Source organism: Streptomyces sp. NPDC014733, assembly GCF_043083385.1.
Classification (GTDB): Bacteria; Actinomycetota; Actinomycetes; order Streptomycetales; family Streptomycetaceae; genus Streptomyces.
Window position 1 is genome coordinate 312,883 of record NZ_JBIBYO010000003.1, and the last position, 14,988, is coordinate 327,870.

The window sequence follows — 14,988 nt, forward strand, 5'->3', positions numbered from 1 at the left end:
TCCGGCGGGCGAGCCGCCGGGCACTCGACAGTGACGGAATTCCCTGTGATCACCACAACGGGCCTGACCAAGGTCTACCGCTCAGGAGACCGCGAAGTCACCGCGCTGGACGGCGTCGACCTGCACGTCCGCGAGGGTGAGGTCTACGGCGTCCTCGGCCAGAGCGGCGCCGGCAAGTCCACCCTGATCCGCTGCCTCAACCTCCTGGAGCGCCCCACCTCCGGCACGGTCACCGTCGCCGGGACGGACCTGACCGCACTGGCCGGACGCAAGGAGCGCGCCAACGCCGCGCTGCGCGCCGCCCGCAGCCACATCGGCATGGTCTTCCAGCACTTCAACCTGCTGTCCTCGCGCACCGTCCAGGACAACGTCGAGCTGCCGCTGGAAATCCTCAAGGTCGACCGCCGCGAACGCGCCCGCAAGGCGCTCGAACTCCTCGACCTGGTGGGCCTCGCCGACAAGGCCAAGGCGTACCCGGCACAGCTCTCCGGCGGCCAGAAGCAGCGCGTCGGCATCGCCCGCGCCCTGGCCGGCGACCCCAAGGTGCTCCTCTCCGACGAGGCCACCAGCGCCCTGGACCCGGAGACCACCCGCTCCATCCTCCAGCTGCTGCGCGACCTCAACCGGCAGCTCGGCCTGACCATCGTCCTCATCACCCACGAGATGGACGTCGTCAAGACCATCTGCGACTCCGCCGCACTGATGAAGGGCGGCCGGGTCGTCGAGTCCGGCACCGTCTCCGGACTCCTCGCCACCCCCGGCTCCGAGCTGGCCCGTGAACTCTTCCCCGTGGGCGGCGAGCCCTCCGGGGAGGACCGCACCGTCGTGGACGTCACCTTCCACGGCTCCGCCGCCACCCGCCCGGTCATCTCCGAGCTGTCGCGCACCTACAACGTCGACATCTCGATCCTCGGCGCCGCGATGGACACCGTCGGCGGCAAGCAGGTCGGCCGGATGCGGATCGAACTGCCCGGCGCCTTCGAGGAGAACGTCGTCCCCATCGGCTTCCTCCGCGAACAGGGCCTCCAGGTCGATGTCGCGGCTGCCGCCGACGCACCCGCCGGAGCCACCGCGCCCGCCCCCACGCTCCGGAAGGACGCTGCCAAGTGAGCTGGAACGAGATGCAGCCACTGCTGTACAACGCCTGCCTCGACACCTTCTTCATGGTGTGGTGGGCGACCGTCTGGGCGGTCATCGGCGGTCTGCCGCTCGGTGTGCTGCTGGTCCTCACCGAACGCGGCGGCCAGCTGCGTAACGCCGCGGTCAACAAGGTCATCAGCGTCGTGGTGAACATCGGGCGGTCGCTGCCCTTCATCATCCTGATGATCGCCCTGATCCCGTTCACCCGCTTCGTGATCGGCACCTCCATCGGCCCCAGCGCCGCGGTCGTCCCGCTCGCCATCGGCGCCATCCCGTTCTTCGCCCGCCTGGTGGAGACCGCGGTGCGCGAGGTGGACGGCGGTCTGGTCGAGGCCGTCCAGTCGATGGGCGGCGGCACCTGGACCATCGTCTTCAAGGTCCTGCTGCCGCAGGCGATGCCCTCGCTCGTGGCCGGTCTGACCAACACCGTCATCACCGTCATCAGCTACTCCGCGATGGCCGGCGCCCTGGGCGCGGGCGGTCTGGGCAGCGTGGCCATCACCTACGGCCAGCAGCGCTTCGACACCCGCTTCATGATCGTCACGGTGGTCCTGATCATCGTGATCGTCACCGCCGTCCAGCTCGTCGGCGACCTCGCGGTACGCGCCCTGGCCCGCCGCTCCTCGCGCGCCGACTCCCCCCGCGGTCTGCTGCGCCTGCCCCGCCCCCGCAAGGCGAGCGAGCAGATCCAGCGGGACAACGCCCACCTTCTGTGAATCCCGAGTCCGGACCCTTTGCCGGACGGCAGAAGTCCCGCGCCCGCCGCGGGACGACCCGTGAGAAAGGCACTCTTCGTGCGTAACGTCATCAAGATCACCGGGGCGGCCGCGGCCGCCGCAGCCCTCACCCTCGGTCTCGGCGCCTGCAGCGCCCCCTCCGACCCGGAGACCACCAAGAAGGGCGACGTGAACGCGCCGCTCACCGTCGGCGCCACCTCCGTCCCCCAGGCCCAGATCCTCGACTTCGTCAAGAAGAACCTGGCGGCGAAGGAAGGGCTGAAGCTCAACGTCCGTACCTTCGAGGACTACACGCTCGTCGACCCCGCCACCGAGAACGGGGAGCTGGACGCCAACTACTTCCAGCACAAGGAATACCTGGACGAGTACAACAAGAAGGAGGGCGGCCACCTCGTTCCGGTGGTCAACGTGCACCTGGAGCCGATGGGCCTCTACTCCAAGAAGCACACCAAGCTCTCCGAGCTGGGCTCCGGCAGCGTCATCGGCGTCCCCAACGACCCCAGCAACCAGGGCCGCGCCCTCAAGCTGCTCGCGTCCAAGGGCCTGATAACCCTCAAGGACAACAAGGCCGACAACCCCGGCCTCAATGACATCAAGGACACCAAGGGCATCAAGTTCCAGGAGGCCAAGGCCGAGACGCTGCCCTCCTCCCTCCCGGACTACGACGCCGCGGCGATCAACGGCAACTACGCCATCCCCGCCAAGCTCAAGCCGTCCGAGGACGCCCTCGCCATCGAGCCGGTCCAGGGCAACCCGTACGCCAACTTCCTCGCCGTCAAGAAGGGCAACGAGGACGACCCGCGCGTCAAGAAGCTCGCCAAGCTCCTCAACACCGACGCGGTGAAGAAGTACATCGAGAAGACCTACACCGACGGCTCCGCGCTGCCCTCCTTCGGCAAGCCCAAGAGCTGACCGCACCCGGCACCGCCGGCGGCCCGTGCCCAGCCCCGCGCTGCGCACGGGCCGCCGTGCTTGGCGCATCCCCGCCGGAATGCTGCATGCTGTGCACTCACGATGGTCGACAAGTGATCGAAAACGACCCGTAACTCCCCGGAGCCCTACGGTCGACAGCGTTGGAGCAGCGGCATGAACCCCACCTTTCCGGATATCTCCATCAGCACGGACCGGTTGGTGCTGCGCCCGTTGGACGAGGACGACATCCCCGCCCTCGCCGAGATGATGAACGACGAACTCGTCGCCGCCTGGACCGCGATACCGCAGCCCTACACCGAGGACCGCGCCCGGAACTGGGTCACCCGGTACGCACCCGGCGAACGCACCGCCGGCCGCGGTATCGACCTCGCCGTCACCGAGTTCCTCACCCAGCGCCTGGTCGGCATCGTCCAGCTCGGCAACACCAACTGGCGGGTGCGCTCCTCCGAGATCTCCTACGTCATCGCCCCCTGGGCCCGCGGCGAGGGCTACGCCTCCGAAGCCACCCTCGCCGTCGCCCGCTGGCTCTTCGGCGACCAGAAGTTCGAGCGCCTGGAGCTGCGCACCGCGGCCGGGAACACCGCCTCCCAGCAGGTCGCCCAGAAGATCGGCTGCATCAGCGAGGGCGTGCTGCGCAACGCCTTCCTCGCCCGCTCCCGCACCGAGGACGGCGGTCTGGCGGACATCCGCACCGACCTCATCGTCTGGAGCCTGCTCCCCGAAGACCTCGATGTGCCCGGCCGCCGGGTCGACGCCAACGGCTTCGCCTACCCGGAGTGGAACTGACGGGGCGCCCGCGGCCGTTCCCCGGGCGCGCCGCCGACGCCGGCCGCGGCCGGATGGCGCAGCCCCGTCGTCCCCGGTCCGCGGCCCGGCCCCGTCAGGAGTAGTCTCGCGGTGCCGCCCCCGCACCGACCTGCGACGCGGCTCCCGCCCTCACCCGCGACAGGAGACTGACGAAGCATGGCCGACCGGGTCACGGTCATCGGATGGGACGGCTCGCCGCTCACCGCTGCCGCCCGCTCCGCGCTGGGTGCCGCGACCCTGGTGGCCGGCGCGGCGCACCACCTCGCCCTCCCCGAGGTCCCGCCGTCCGCCGAACGTATCCGCCTGGGCAGCGTCCCGCTCGCCGCCCGCCGCATCGCCCGCCACCGCGGCACCGCCGTCGTCCTCGCCGACGGCGACCCCGGCTTCTTCGGCGTCGTCCGCACCCTGCGTGACCCCCGGTACGGCCTGGAGGTCGAGGTCGTCCCGGCCGTCTCCGCCGTCGCCGCCGCGTTCGCCCGCGCCGGGATGCCCTGGGACGACGCCCAGATCGTCGTCGCCCACAGCCGCGACCTGCGCCGCGCCGTCAACGTCTGCCGCGCCCACCCCAAGGTCGCGGTCCTCACCGCCCCCGGCGCCGGTCCCGCCGAACTCGCCCTGCTGCTCGGCGGCGTGCTCCGTACGTTCGTCATCTGCGAGGCCCTGGGCACCGACCGCGAGCGGGTCACCGTCCTCACCTCCGACAAGGCCGCCGACCACGACTGGCGCGACCCCAACGTCGTCATCGTCGTCGGCGCCGCCCAGCGCACCGACGACACCGGGGACCGGGCCAGTGGCTGGATCGCCGGCCACGACGTCGGCCACCCCGTCGGCCCGCGCGGCTGGGGACTGCCGTCCGGCGCGTACGGCGGCGTGTTCGGGGAGGGCGAGGCGGTGCAGCTGCGTACCGCCCAACTCGCCCGGCTCGGCCCCCGCCTGGGCGATCTGGTCTGGGACATCGGCTCCGGCAGCGGCGCCGCCGCGGTGGAGGCGGCCCGCTTCGGCGCCGCCGTCATCGCCGTCGACGCCGATCCGGACGCCTGCGGCCGCACCGCCGCCGTCGCCCGCCGCCACGGCGTCCAGCTCCAGGTGGTGCACGGCCGCGCGCCGCAGATCCTGGAGGACCTGCCGGAGCCGGACGTGATCCGTATCGGCGGCGGGGGAGCGGCGGTCGTCACCGCCTGCGCGGCCCGCCGCCCGGAGCGGATCGTCACCCACGCCTCGACCCGCGACGAGGCCGAGGAGCTCGGCCGCGCGCTGGCCGACGGTGGTTACGACGTCGAGTGCGCACTGCTCCAATCGGTCGATCTGGACACCTCGGCCTGGGTCGAGCGGGAGCGCTCCGTGGTGTTCCTGCTGAGCGGATATCGCGTTCCTCACCCGTGACCAGGAAGGTCACCGGCGCGGGGTAGGCTGGCGGATCGTTGCGCCGCTGTTCCGCGTTCGGCTTCGTACGTCAATATCCGGGAAACGCCACGGTTTTGGCTGAACATCCGGATATCTGACCGCGACGCCCGAGGGCGGACGTGCCGCGAGGCGTGCCGTTCGTTCCGCCCCATCGGGCGGAGGGCACGCCCTCCGCCACGCGCGCGCACGAGCGGTGGTAAGGAGCACTATCAATGGGCGAGGGGTACGCATGACCGACACCGGCCAGGTCCCGGGCGAGGGACAGCCGGAGCACGCGGGCGGGCAGGCCGGGCAGCCGGCGACCGCCTCCCCTGCCGGACCCGCGGCTGCCGAACAGCCGGGCGCCGTGCAGGCGGACGCGTACGGCCACCCCGAACCGTCCGGTGTCGTGGTCGATGACGACGATCTGCTGCTGATGCCGGCCGCCCAGGGCGCCTGGACCGAGCAGCCGGACCGCAAGCCCCGTGCCGCCGCCCCCCAGCCCGCGCCCGCCCGGCGCCCGCTGCACATGGGCCCGCCCGTGCCGGACGCCACCGGAGGCGTGGTCCGCTCCCTGGCGGACCGCGGCCCGGCGACCCCGCCCCAGCCGATGCCGGTCCGCCAGCCCGGGCCGCCCACGATCGGCCCCGAATACCTGGACGTCCCGGCGGCGGATGTGCCGGCCACGGACGTACCGGTGACGGACGTTCCGCAGGCTCCCGTCGTCGAGGCCGGTGCGCAGGGGCCCGTTGCCGGGGCCGGTGCGCAGGTGCCGGTCGCGGAGGCCGCTCCGCAGGCGCCGGATCCGGCCGCGCCCGCCGCTCCGGTGGCGCCCGCCGTTCCCGACGCCGCGACGCTGCCCGGCCCCCAGCTTGGCGAGATCCCGCCGCAGGCGATGCCGTGGGGCGAGGCGTCCGCGCAGGCGGCCGCCGCTCCGCAGCAGGCCGCTCAGCCCGTCGCGGTACCGCTTCCCGCCCAGGGCGTGCCGACGCCGGACGCCGTCCCGGCCGAGGCACACCCCGAGCCGGCCGGGCAGACCGTGGACGCCCTCGTGGAGGCGGAGGGGTCTGCCCCGCGGCAGGCGCCCGGCCCTGAGGACGCGGCTCCGGCCGAGGCCGGTGTTCCGCAGGAGGCCCCCGCTCCGGAGGCCGCCGCGGCGGACGCTCCGCAGGTCGCCGCCGGTTCCGACCCGGCCGCCGCCGCGCAGCCGGAGGCGGAGGTGGCGGCTCCCGACGCGGCGCCGCAGCCCGCCGAGGCGCCCGGTGCGGACGTCCCGAACGGTGACGCCCCGAACGGCGATGTCTCGGACGGTGATGTCCCGGACGGTGAGGCCGTCGACGCCACTGCCCCGCAGGCCGACGCACCGGTCGGCGCCGAGGTCCCCGTACCGGTTGCCGAGGTCGCGGACGGGGCCGTTCCGGTCGCCGTGGAGCAGCCGACCGAGCAGCCCGCCGCTCCGGAGGGTACGGACGAGACCCCCGAGGCGGCCGCGGACGCGCCCGCCGAAGCCCCTGCCGCCGGGGCCGGTGACGCCGCGCCCGAGGGCGCAGTGGCCCAGCCCGCCGCGGCGCCTGCGGAACAGCCCGTCACGGAACAGCCCGTCACGGAACAGCCCGTCACGGAACAGCCCGTCACGGAGCAGGCCGAGGCCGTACAGCCGGAGCCGGAGCCGCAGCTGGAGGCCGGGCAGGTCCCCGTTGCCGAGGGCGCCGACGCCGCCGAGGGCGCGGTGCCCGCGGAGCCGGTGCCCGCCGCCGAGGCCGAGGCGGCCGCGCAGGCTCCCGCTCCCCAGGCGGACGCCCGGGCCGCCACGGACGCCCAGGCCACGGCAGCCCCGGAGACGGAGGCTCCGGCCGAGGCACCGGTCCCCGAGACCGTGACCGACGCCCAGCCGCAGATCCCCGAGGGCGAGGCCCAGGCGCCCGAGGCCCAGGCTCCCGATGCTCAGGCCCCCGAGGTCCAGGTTCCCGATGCTCAGGCCCCTGAGGCTCAGGCCCCTGACGCCCAGGCCACCGCTCCCGAGCCCGATGCCCAGCCGCAGGCCCCCGAAGCCGCTGTCGCCGAGCAGCCCGCCCCGGTCGCGGACACGGCGGCAGCCGATCCGGCCGCGCCCGAGGCGGTCGCCCCGCAGCCGTCCGACGTCCCCGACGCCGGACCGCACCCCGAGGCCGCCGCGCCCCAGGACATCCACCGGAACCACCCCGCCCCGGAGCACACCGTTCAGCACCAGCCCGCCCAGGAACCGGCCGCCCAGGCCCCGTCGGCACCGGCCAACGGCGCCGCCGCGGCACCCGCCCCGCAGCCGAACGGCCCGGACACCGCCGGGGAGGCGCAGCCCACCGGGCCCGCCGACGCCGACGTTCCGCAGGCCGCCCCCACGGTGGCTCCCGGCGTTCCGGTGCCCGCCCCGCTGCCCGTCACCGCCACCCCGGCCGCCGGTACCCCCATCGCGGGGTGGCCGCAGACCGTGCCCCCGGCCGCCCCCGAGGCCGCCCCGCACCCGCAGGACGTCACCGTGCCCGGCGCGCCCGAAGCGCCCCAGGAGGCGCCGCGGGCCGAGGACCACCCCGAGGCGGCGCCCGCCCAGGCCCCCGCCCCGGAGCAGCCGCGGCCCACCGAGGCGACGGCACCGGCCGAGGCCCCCGCAGAGGGCCGGACGCCGCCCGAGCCCGCCGCCGAGGCTCCCGCCGCCGAAGCCCCCGCCGTCGAGCAGACCGAGCCCGCCCCCGCGGCCCCCGGTTACGACGAGTCCGAGCGCGCCGCCGTCCACCGCGTCATGCGCGAACGCCGCGACATCCGCAACGGCTTCCGCTCCGACCCGATCCCCAACGACGTGCTCCTGCGCGTCCTGGAGGCGGCGCACACCGCGCCCAGCGTCGGACACTCGCAGCCGTGGGACTTCGTCGTGATCCGCTCCGGCGAGACCCGCGAGCGGATGCACCAGCTCGCCACCGAGCAGCGGAAGGCGTACGCCGCCTCGCTGCCCAAGGGCCGCGCCAAGCAGTTCCGCGAGCTGAAGATCGAGGCCATCCTCGACACTCCGGTGAACATCGTCGTCACCGCCGACCCCACCCGCGGCGGTCGCCACACCCTCGGCCGGCACACCCAGCCGCAGATGGCGCCGTACTCCTCCGCGCTCGCCGTCGAGAACCTCTGGCTCGCCGCCCGCGCCGAGGGTCTCGGCGTCGGCTGGGTCAGCTTCTTCGACGAGCGCCAGATGGTCACCGAACTCGGCCTCCCCGAGCACCTGGAGGTCGTCGCCTACCTCTGCATCGGCTACGTCGACGAGTTCCCCGAGGAACCGGAACTGATGCAGGCCGGATGGGCCGAGCGCCGTCCGCTGTCCTGGGTCGTCCACGAGGAGACCTACGGCCGCCGCGCCCTGCCCGGCGAGGACCCGCACGACCTCCTCCGGGAGACCCTGCACGGCATCCGCCCGCTCGACGCCAAGGCGCTCGGGGACGCGTGGGAGCGGCAGAAGCGGATGACCAAGCCCGCCGGGGCGCTGGGCATGCTGGAGATCATCTCCGCACAGCTGTGCGGCCTCTCCCGCAAGTGCCCGCCGCCGATCCCGGAGCCCGCCGCCGTCGCGATCTTCGCGGCCGACCACGGTGTGCACGCCCAGGGGGTGACCCCCTGGCCCCAGGAGGTCACCGGCCAGATGGTCGCCAACTTCCTGGGCGGCGGCGCGGTCTGCAACGCCTTCGCCACCCAGGTCGGCGCCGAGGTCTGCGTCGTCGACGTCGGTGTCGCCACCGAACTCCCCGCCGCACCGGGGCTGCTGCCCCGTAAGGTCCGCGCCGGTACCGACGACTTCACCGCCGGGCCCGCCATGTCCCAGGAGGACGTGCTCAAGGCGATCGAGGCCGGTGTCGAGACCGCCCGGGACCTCGTCGCGGCCGGGAACAAGGCGCTGCTCACCGGCGAGATGGGCATCGCCAACACCACCGCGTCGGCCGCCCTGATCAGCGTCTACACCGGCGCCGACCCCGCCGAGATCACCGGCCGGGGCACCGGCATCAACGACGAGACGCACGCCCGCAAGGTCGATGTGGTGCGCCGCGCCCTGGATCTGCACCGCCCCGACCCGGCCGACCCCATCGGCGTCCTCGCCGCGGTCGGCGGTCTGGAACACGCCGCCCTCGTCGGTCTGATCCTCGGCGGCGCGTCCCTGCGGACGCCGGTGATCCTGGACGGCGTCAGCGTCGGCGCCGCGGCCCTCGTCGCCCACGCCATCGCCCCCGAGGCACTGGCCGCCTGCATCGCCGGCCACCGCAGCGCCGAACCGGGCCACGTCGCCGCCCTGACCAAGCTCGGCCTCCGCCCCCTGGTCGACCTCGACCTCCGGCTCGGAGAGGGCACCGGCGCCCTGCTCGCCCTCCCTCTCGTCCAGAGCGCCGCCCGGGCCATGCACGAGGTCGCCACCTTCGACACCGCGGGCGTGACGGAGAAGAGCTGAGCCGAGGCGTCCGCCCGGGCCGTCCGTCCACCGGGCCGCCCGGGGCAGTGCGCCCACGGGCCCGGTGTCCTGCTCGCCGAGGGGACACCGGGCCCGCGCTTTCCGGGAGGGCGCATCCCGCGCTTTCCGTAGGGTTCCCGACCCGCCCTTTCAAGCACCCTGTACACCACGCCCCGGCCCCCGCCCCCGTATCCCCAGGCCCCCGAACCGCTGCCCCGTGTCCCCTATAGGCTGGGAGCGGGCCGCCACCCGCGCCGGGGCCGGACCCGGCGGCGCCCCGTGGATGCCTCCCAGCCGTTCCACCGCCGTAGCGGCTGTGTCCCGCCGACCCCGCCTCACCCGCACAAGGAGCCGCACCCATGGCCGAGCACGCCGCCGAACACGCCGCCTACCCCGTCGGCCTGCGCCTGTCGGGCCGCCGCGTCGTCGTCCTCGGCGCCGGCCAGGTCGCCCAGCGCCGGCTCCCCGCCCTCCTCGCCGCCGGGGCCGACGTCCTGCTCGTCTCCCCGTCGGCCACCCCCTCCGTCGAGGCGATGGCCGACACCGGCGAACTCCGCTGGGAGCGCCGCCACTACCGCCCCGGCGACCTCGAAGGCGCCTGGTACGCGCTGATCTCCACCGACGACCCCGAGGCCAACGCCGCCGCCTCCCGCGAGGCCGAGGAGCGCCGGGTCTGGGCCGTCCGCTCCGACGACGCCGAGGCCGCCACCGCCTGGACGCCGGCCACCGGCCACAGCGAAGGCGTCACCGTCGCCGTCCTCACCGGCCGCGACCCCCGCCGCTCCGCCGCCGTCCGCGACGCCGTCGTCGAGGGCCTGCGCGAGGGCTCCCTCGCCGCTCCCCACCACCGCGCCCGCACCAAGGGTGTCGCCCTCGTCGGCGGCGGCCCCGGCGACCCGGACCTGATCACCGTGCGCGGCCGCCGCCTGCTCGCCGAGGCCGACGTCGTCATCGCCGACCGCCTCGGCCCCCGCGACCTCCTCGCCGAACTCCCGCCGCACGTCGAGATCATCGACGCGGCGAAGATCCCCTACGGCCGTTTCATGGCGCAGGAGGCCATCAACCAGGCCCTCATCGACCACGCCAAGGCCGGCAAGGCCGTGGTCCGGCTCAAGGGCGGCGACCCCTTCGTCTTCGGCCGCGGCATGGAGGAGGCCCAGGCGCTCGCCGAGGCCGGTATCCCCTGCACCGTCGTCCCCGGCATCTCCAGCACCATCTCGGTGCCCGGCGCCGCCGGTATCCCCGTCACCCACCGCGGCGTCGCCCACGAGTTCACCGTCGTCAGCGGCCATGTCGCCCCCGACGACGAACGCTCCCTCGTCGACTGGCCCGCCCTCGCCCGGCTGCGCGGCACCCTCGTCGTCCTGATGGGCGTCGGCAACAGCGCCGCCATCGCCGCCACGCTCATGGCCCACGGCCGCTCCGGCGACACCCCCGCCGCCGTCGTCCAGGAGGGCACCACCGCCGCCCAGCGCCGCGTCGACGCCACCCTCGCCACCCTCGGCGAGACCGTCCGGGCCGAAGGCGTACGCCCCCCGGCGGTCCTCGTCATCGGTGACGTCGTCGCCGTCACCCCCGGCAGCACCGCCAAGTAGCCCTTCCCCGCCCGGCATTGGCACCCCGACACCGACAAGGCACTATCTCCCCGTGGCAGAAATCATCACCGTCGACGACCCCGACGACCCCCGGCTGCGCGACTACACCGGCCTCACCGACGTCGAACTGCGCCGCCGCCGGGAGCCGGCCGAGGGCCTGTTCATCGCCGAGGGCGAGAAGGTCATCCGCCGCGCCCGGCACGCCGGTTACGAGATGCGTTCGATGCTGCTCTCGGCCAAGTGGGTCGACGTCATGCGCGACGTCATCGACGAGGTCCCGGCGCCGGTCTACGCGGTCAGCCCCGAGCTGGCCGAACGGGTCACCGGCTACCACGTCCACCGCGGCGCCCTCGCCTCCATGCAGCGCAAGCCCCTCCCGGAACCGGCGTCGCTGCTGACCACGGCCCGCCGGATCGCCGTCATGGAGGCGGTCAACGACCACACCAACATCGGCGCCATCTTCCGCAGCGCCGCCGCCCTCGGCATGGACGCGGTGCTGCTCTCCCCGGACTGCGCCGACCCGCTCTACCGCCGCTCCGTGAAGGTCTCCATGGGCGCCGTCTTCTCCGTGCCCTACGCCCGCCTGGAGAACTGGCCCCGCGACCTCGCGACCGTACGGGAGGCGGGCTTCACCCTCTTCGCGCTGACCCCCGCGGACCGGGCGACGCCCCTCGACACCGCGGCGCCGCACACCCTCGACCGCGCGGCGCTGCTGCTGGGCGCCGAGGGCGACGGTCTCTCCACGGGCGCCCTGCGCGCCGCCGACGAGTGGGTCCGCATCCCCATGGCCCACGGCGTCGACTCCCTCAACGTCGGCGCCGCCGCAGCCGTCGCCTTCTACGCCGTCACGACGGGCCGCCCCACCGCCTGAGAAGCCGACAGCGTACGCCCGGACCCTTCCCGGGCCCCGGGCGTACGGCTGCCGGCGCGGTACGGCTCAGCTCTCCGCGTCACCGGCCGTCGGACCGGCGTCGGGTGACTGCCCCCGCGGCATCTCCACGGCGCTCCGCCCCGCCGGTACGGACCCCTCGCCGCCCAGCCCGCGCGTCGGCCCCTGGCAGCCTTGTGCCGCCGCGATCCCCAGCGCCACCAGCAGCGTCACCGTGACGAACACCAGGATCCGCTGCCGCATCAGCCGCCGGTCGGGCCCCGGCCGGCGGCCGCCCGAGGTCGGACGCGGCGGTGTGCGCGGCGTCTTGCGGGCGCCGCCGGGCCGGGCGGCGGGGACCCGTCCCGCGGGCCGCCCCCCGGTCGGCCGACGGCCGGCCGACGAGGCGGGCCCGGCGCCGCGCGCCCCCGCCTCACGCTGCGGGGGCCGGGGCGCGCTCCCGGCCGACGGACGCGGCGCGGGTGTCCCGGTGGCACCCCGCTCGGTGCGTTGACGCGCGTAGGCATCGGCGCGCCGCCCGGTGGGCCGCTCGCCGGGACGCCGCTCCCCGCGGGCGGGACCGGCCGCCGCGCCGCCGAGCGCGCCTTCCTGCGGGGCGCCCGACAGCCCGTGTGCCTCCCGGGCGGCGATCTCCTTCAGCCGCAGCGACAGCGACAGCGTGCTGGGCCGGTCCGCCGGATCCTTCGCCAGACAGGCCGCGAGCAGCGGCGCCAGCGCGTCCGGCACCCCGGCCAGCTGCGCCTCCTCGTGCACCACGCGGTACAGCATCACCTCCGAACTGCCCTGCCCGAAGGGGGAGTCGGCGGTGCAGGCGTACGCGAGGGTGGCGCCCAGCGCGAAGATGTCCGTGGCCGGGGCCACCGCGGCGCCCCGCACCTGCTCGGGCGCGAGGAAGCCGGGGGAGCCGACGGCCGTCCCGACGTGCGTGAGCGTGCTGGCGCCGGTCGCCCAGGCGATGCCGAAGTCGATGATCCGCGGCCCCTTGGGGGACAGCAGGATGTTGGACGGCTTGAGGTCGCGGTGGACCACGCCGGCGTCATGGACGGCCAGCAGCCCCTCGGACAGCGCCGCCCCGATCGAGGCGACCTGCGCGGGGTCGAGCGGCCCCTCCTCGTTCACCTTGTCGTGCAGCGACGGGCCCGGTACGTACTGGGTCGCGAACCACGGGCGGTCCGCGTCGAGATCGGCGGCGACCAGCCGTGCCGTGCAGCCGCCGCGGATCCGCCGGGCCGCCGACACCTCCCGCGCGAACCGGGAACGGAACTCCTGGTCCTCCGCGAGATCCGGGCGGATCACCTTCAGCGCCACCCGCTGCCCGCGTTTGTCCGAGCCGAGGTAGACGACGCCCATCCCGCCCGCGCCGAGCCGCCGGTGCAGCCGGAAGGTCCCGACGACACGCGGGTCCTCGCGCCGGAGCCGCATCATCGCCATGTCCGTCCCCATACCTGCGGTGGGCAAGACCCACTCCGTGCCAACCGTCTGACGTGGCACAGCTTACGGATTGACGGCGCGGCGCGCTGAGAGGCCGCGCATGAGCCCGCAGCGGGCACCGGACGCAGCGACGACGGGCCCGCGCCCCACGGCGTTTTCCGGCCGGTTCCCTCCGGTGCCCGCCGCCGCGGCCCAACCCCCTGCCTCAGCAGGGACATTGGCCCGCCGGGCCGCCTCCGGACGGCAACTCCGGCGGGCGGCCGAAAACCGCGCCCCCACGGTCAAGTCGCGTCGTACCGGGCGGAATCGGGCCCGTACCCGGCCTCCGGCGGACGGCACGGACCGCTCGGGGAGTGAGAGAAGTCACCCGTTGGGGTATCTGTCCATCCGCGACCGGGATGCACTCGCCCGCCCCGCCCCGGACAACTCGCCCGCCCCGCGGCGCCGCACGCCTCAGGGTCACCCCGGGGTCGGTTCTGCAACCAGCGGAGTACGCACCGCGGGCCGCCCTCCTCCTCCTGGAGGCCGTTCACCGGTACGACGGGCTGACGTCCGGCTCCGGCCGGTTGCCTACTGTGGAGACCGAGCGGCGGGCGCCGTACTCGTCCCCCGAGGTCCCGTGCCCGCCGCCGCCATCACACGACAGGAGCCGGGATGACGGATCCACAGGGGCGCACGGCGCTGCGGGCACGGTGGCGCGAACGCGTCGCCCCGCTCGGCGTCCGCCGCCCTTCGGGTACCCGACATCCGCTGATCGCGGTCGCCATGGCGCTGCCGCTCGCGGTCCTGCTCGGTGTGGTCTTCGGCGGCTGGGAAGCCGTCATGACGCAGGCGTCGTCCGTGGCCGTGTTGCTGGGGCGCTGAAACGGCGCCCTGGTCCCGGGAGAGCGGCCCGGGACGGGGGAAGCGTGGCCCAGCCCCGTGGGGACGGGGGTGTCACGGACGGCACGCGTGGCCGGGCATCTGGGGAGATGCCCGGCCACCGGGTTTTTCCGGCCCGGCCGGGCCCTGCCCGGATCCGTGGGTCAACTCCCCGCTCACGTACGGCGGATGAGCGCATCCGACACTCCAGGAACGCCGAAGGGCCGGAGCAACTGGCGTCGCTCCGGCCCTTCGTTCGGTGTGGACGATACTGGGATTGAACCAGTGACCTCTTCCGTGTCAGGGAAGCGCTCTCCCGCTGAGCTAATCGTCCTCGGGACCACGGAGAACCGAAGTCCTGCGTGGGTACTGCGTGCGCGATACTGGGATTGAACCAGTGACCTCTTCCGTGTCAGGGAAGCGCTCTCCCGCTGAGCTAATCGCGCGGGGCCCGTACATGTTACCGGGCAGTGGACGATACTGGGATTGAACCAGTGACCTCTTCCGTGTCAGGGAAGCGCTCTCCCGCTGAGCTAATCGTCCTTGGAGGTGGAGACGGGATTTGAACCCGTGTAGACGGCTTTGCAGGCCGTTGCCTCGCCTCTCGGCCACTCCACCTGGAGCGCAGGGGTTCGGGATGATCCCCCACATCGAGCGGACGACGAGACTCGAACTCGCGACATCCACCTTGGCAAGGTGGTGCTCTACCAACTGAGCTACGTCCGCAGGTGACTCTCCCGGACTCTGTCCGAG

10 protein-coding genes and 5 tRNA genes are annotated in these 14,988 nt (G+C 74.4%); 9 read left to right on the plus strand and 6 right to left on the minus strand.

Annotated elements, in window-relative coordinates:
- Positions 1 to 45: 45 nt before the first annotated feature.
- The 8 genes from ACF1BH_RS09575 to ACF1BH_RS09610 all read left to right on the plus strand — a co-directional run bounded on the left by ACF1BH_RS09575 (position 46) and on the right by ACF1BH_RS09610 (position 11,925).
- The gene (locus tag ACF1BH_RS09575; RefSeq protein ID WP_391641861.1) at positions 46 to 1,110 is read left to right on the plus strand and encodes a methionine ABC transporter ATP-binding protein; all 1,065 of its coding nucleotides are present in this window, start codon (positions 46 to 48) and stop codon (positions 1,108 to 1,110) included.
- On the plus strand, positions 1,107 to 1,856 hold the full coding sequence (locus ACF1BH_RS09580; protein WP_391641862.1) for a methionine ABC transporter permease: 750 nt from the start codon (positions 1,107 to 1,109) through the stop codon (positions 1,854 to 1,856). Before ACF1BH_RS09575 ends, ACF1BH_RS09580 begins: the two co-directional genes overlap by 4 nt.
- A 78-nt stretch (positions 1,857 to 1,934) precedes the next feature.
- The gene (locus ACF1BH_RS09585; protein WP_391641863.1) at positions 1,935 to 2,789 is read left to right on the plus strand and encodes a MetQ/NlpA family ABC transporter substrate-binding protein; all 855 of its coding nucleotides are present in this window, start codon (positions 1,935 to 1,937) and stop codon (positions 2,787 to 2,789) included.
- Between the two features lie 174 nt (positions 2,790 to 2,963).
- On the plus strand, positions 2,964 to 3,596 hold the full coding sequence (locus ACF1BH_RS09590) for a GNAT family N-acetyltransferase (RefSeq protein ID WP_391641864.1): 633 nt from the start codon (positions 2,964 to 2,966) through the stop codon (positions 3,594 to 3,596).
- A gap of 177 nt (positions 3,597 to 3,773) precedes the next feature.
- Positions 3,774 to 5,000 (plus strand): precorrin-6y C5,15-methyltransferase (decarboxylating) subunit CbiE, encoded by a 1,227-nt coding sequence (gene cbiE / locus ACF1BH_RS09595; RefSeq protein ID WP_391641865.1) that lies wholly within the window; start codon positions 3,774 to 3,776, stop codon positions 4,998 to 5,000.
- 250 nt (positions 5,001 to 5,250) lie between these two features.
- The gene (gene cobT, locus ACF1BH_RS09600; RefSeq protein ID WP_391641866.1) at positions 5,251 to 9,459 is read left to right on the plus strand and encodes a nicotinate-nucleotide--dimethylbenzimidazole phosphoribosyltransferase; all 4,209 of its coding nucleotides are present in this window, start codon (positions 5,251 to 5,253) and stop codon (positions 9,457 to 9,459) included.
- A gap of 359 nt (positions 9,460 to 9,818) precedes the next feature.
- On the plus strand, positions 9,819 to 11,054 hold the full coding sequence (gene cobA, locus ACF1BH_RS09605; RefSeq protein WP_391641867.1) for a uroporphyrinogen-III C-methyltransferase: 1,236 nt from the start codon (positions 9,819 to 9,821) through the stop codon (positions 11,052 to 11,054).
- 52 nt (positions 11,055 to 11,106) lie between these two features.
- Entirely contained in the window at positions 11,107 to 11,925 is an 819-nt protein-coding gene (locus ACF1BH_RS09610) for a TrmH family RNA methyltransferase (RefSeq protein WP_391641868.1), read from the plus strand.
- A gap of 66 nt (positions 11,926 to 11,991) precedes the next feature.
- Here the strand turns inward: ACF1BH_RS09610 and ACF1BH_RS09615 are convergent, their stop codons facing one another.
- Positions 11,992 to 13,374 (minus strand): protein kinase, encoded by a 1,383-nt coding sequence (locus ACF1BH_RS09615; protein ID WP_391642194.1) that lies wholly within the window; start codon positions 13,372 to 13,374, stop codon positions 11,992 to 11,994.
- Positions 13,375 to 14,028: 654 nt separating this feature from the next.
- Here ACF1BH_RS09615 and ACF1BH_RS09620 point away from each other — a divergent pair.
- Complete coding sequence (locus tag ACF1BH_RS09620) at positions 14,029 to 14,238, plus strand: hypothetical protein (RefSeq protein ID WP_391641869.1); 210 nt, start codon at positions 14,029 to 14,031, stop codon at positions 14,236 to 14,238.
- A 259-nt stretch (positions 14,239 to 14,497) separates the two neighbouring features.
- Here the strand turns inward: ACF1BH_RS09620 and ACF1BH_RS09625 are convergent.
- From ACF1BH_RS09625 to ACF1BH_RS09645, 5 genes are all read right to left on the minus strand, one after another.
- A tRNA-Val gene (locus ACF1BH_RS09625) sits at positions 14,498 to 14,569 on the minus strand.
- 40 nt (positions 14,570 to 14,609) lie between these two features.
- Positions 14,610 to 14,681: transfer RNA gene (locus ACF1BH_RS09630), tRNA-Val, on the minus strand.
- Positions 14,682 to 14,706: 25 nt separating this feature from the next.
- Positions 14,707 to 14,778: transfer RNA gene (locus ACF1BH_RS09635), tRNA-Val, on the minus strand.
- Between the two features lies 1 nt (position 14,779).
- Positions 14,780 to 14,853 (minus strand) — tRNA-Cys (locus ACF1BH_RS09640).
- Positions 14,854 to 14,888: 35 nt separating this feature from the next.
- Positions 14,889 to 14,961 (minus strand) — tRNA-Gly (locus ACF1BH_RS09645).
- Between the last annotated feature and the right edge of the window lie 27 nt (positions 14,962 to 14,988).

What these genes read in the sequence shown, in the direction of transcription:
- ACF1BH_RS09590 (WP_391641864.1), top strand. Translation starts at nt 2,964, where the DNA reads ATGAACCCCACCTTTCCGGATATCTCCATCAGCACGGACCGGTTGGTG.
- cbiE (WP_391641865.1), top strand. Translation starts at nt 3,774, where the DNA reads ATGGCCGACCGGGTCACGGTCATCGGATGGGACGGCTCGCCGCTCACC.
- cobT (WP_391641866.1), top strand. Translation starts at nt 5,251, where the DNA reads ATGACCGACACCGGCCAGGTCCCGGGCGAGGGACAGCCGGAGCACGCG.
- cobA (WP_391641867.1), top strand. Translation starts at nt 9,819, where the DNA reads ATGGCCGAGCACGCCGCCGAACACGCCGCCTACCCCGTCGGCCTGCGC.
- ACF1BH_RS09615 (WP_391642194.1), bottom strand. Translation starts at nt 13,374, where the DNA reads ATGGCGATGATGCGGCTCCGGCGCGAGGACCCGCGTGTCGTCGGGACC.
- ACF1BH_RS09620 (WP_391641869.1), top strand. Translation starts at nt 14,029, where the DNA reads ATGACGGATCCACAGGGGCGCACGGCGCTGCGGGCACGGTGGCGCGAA.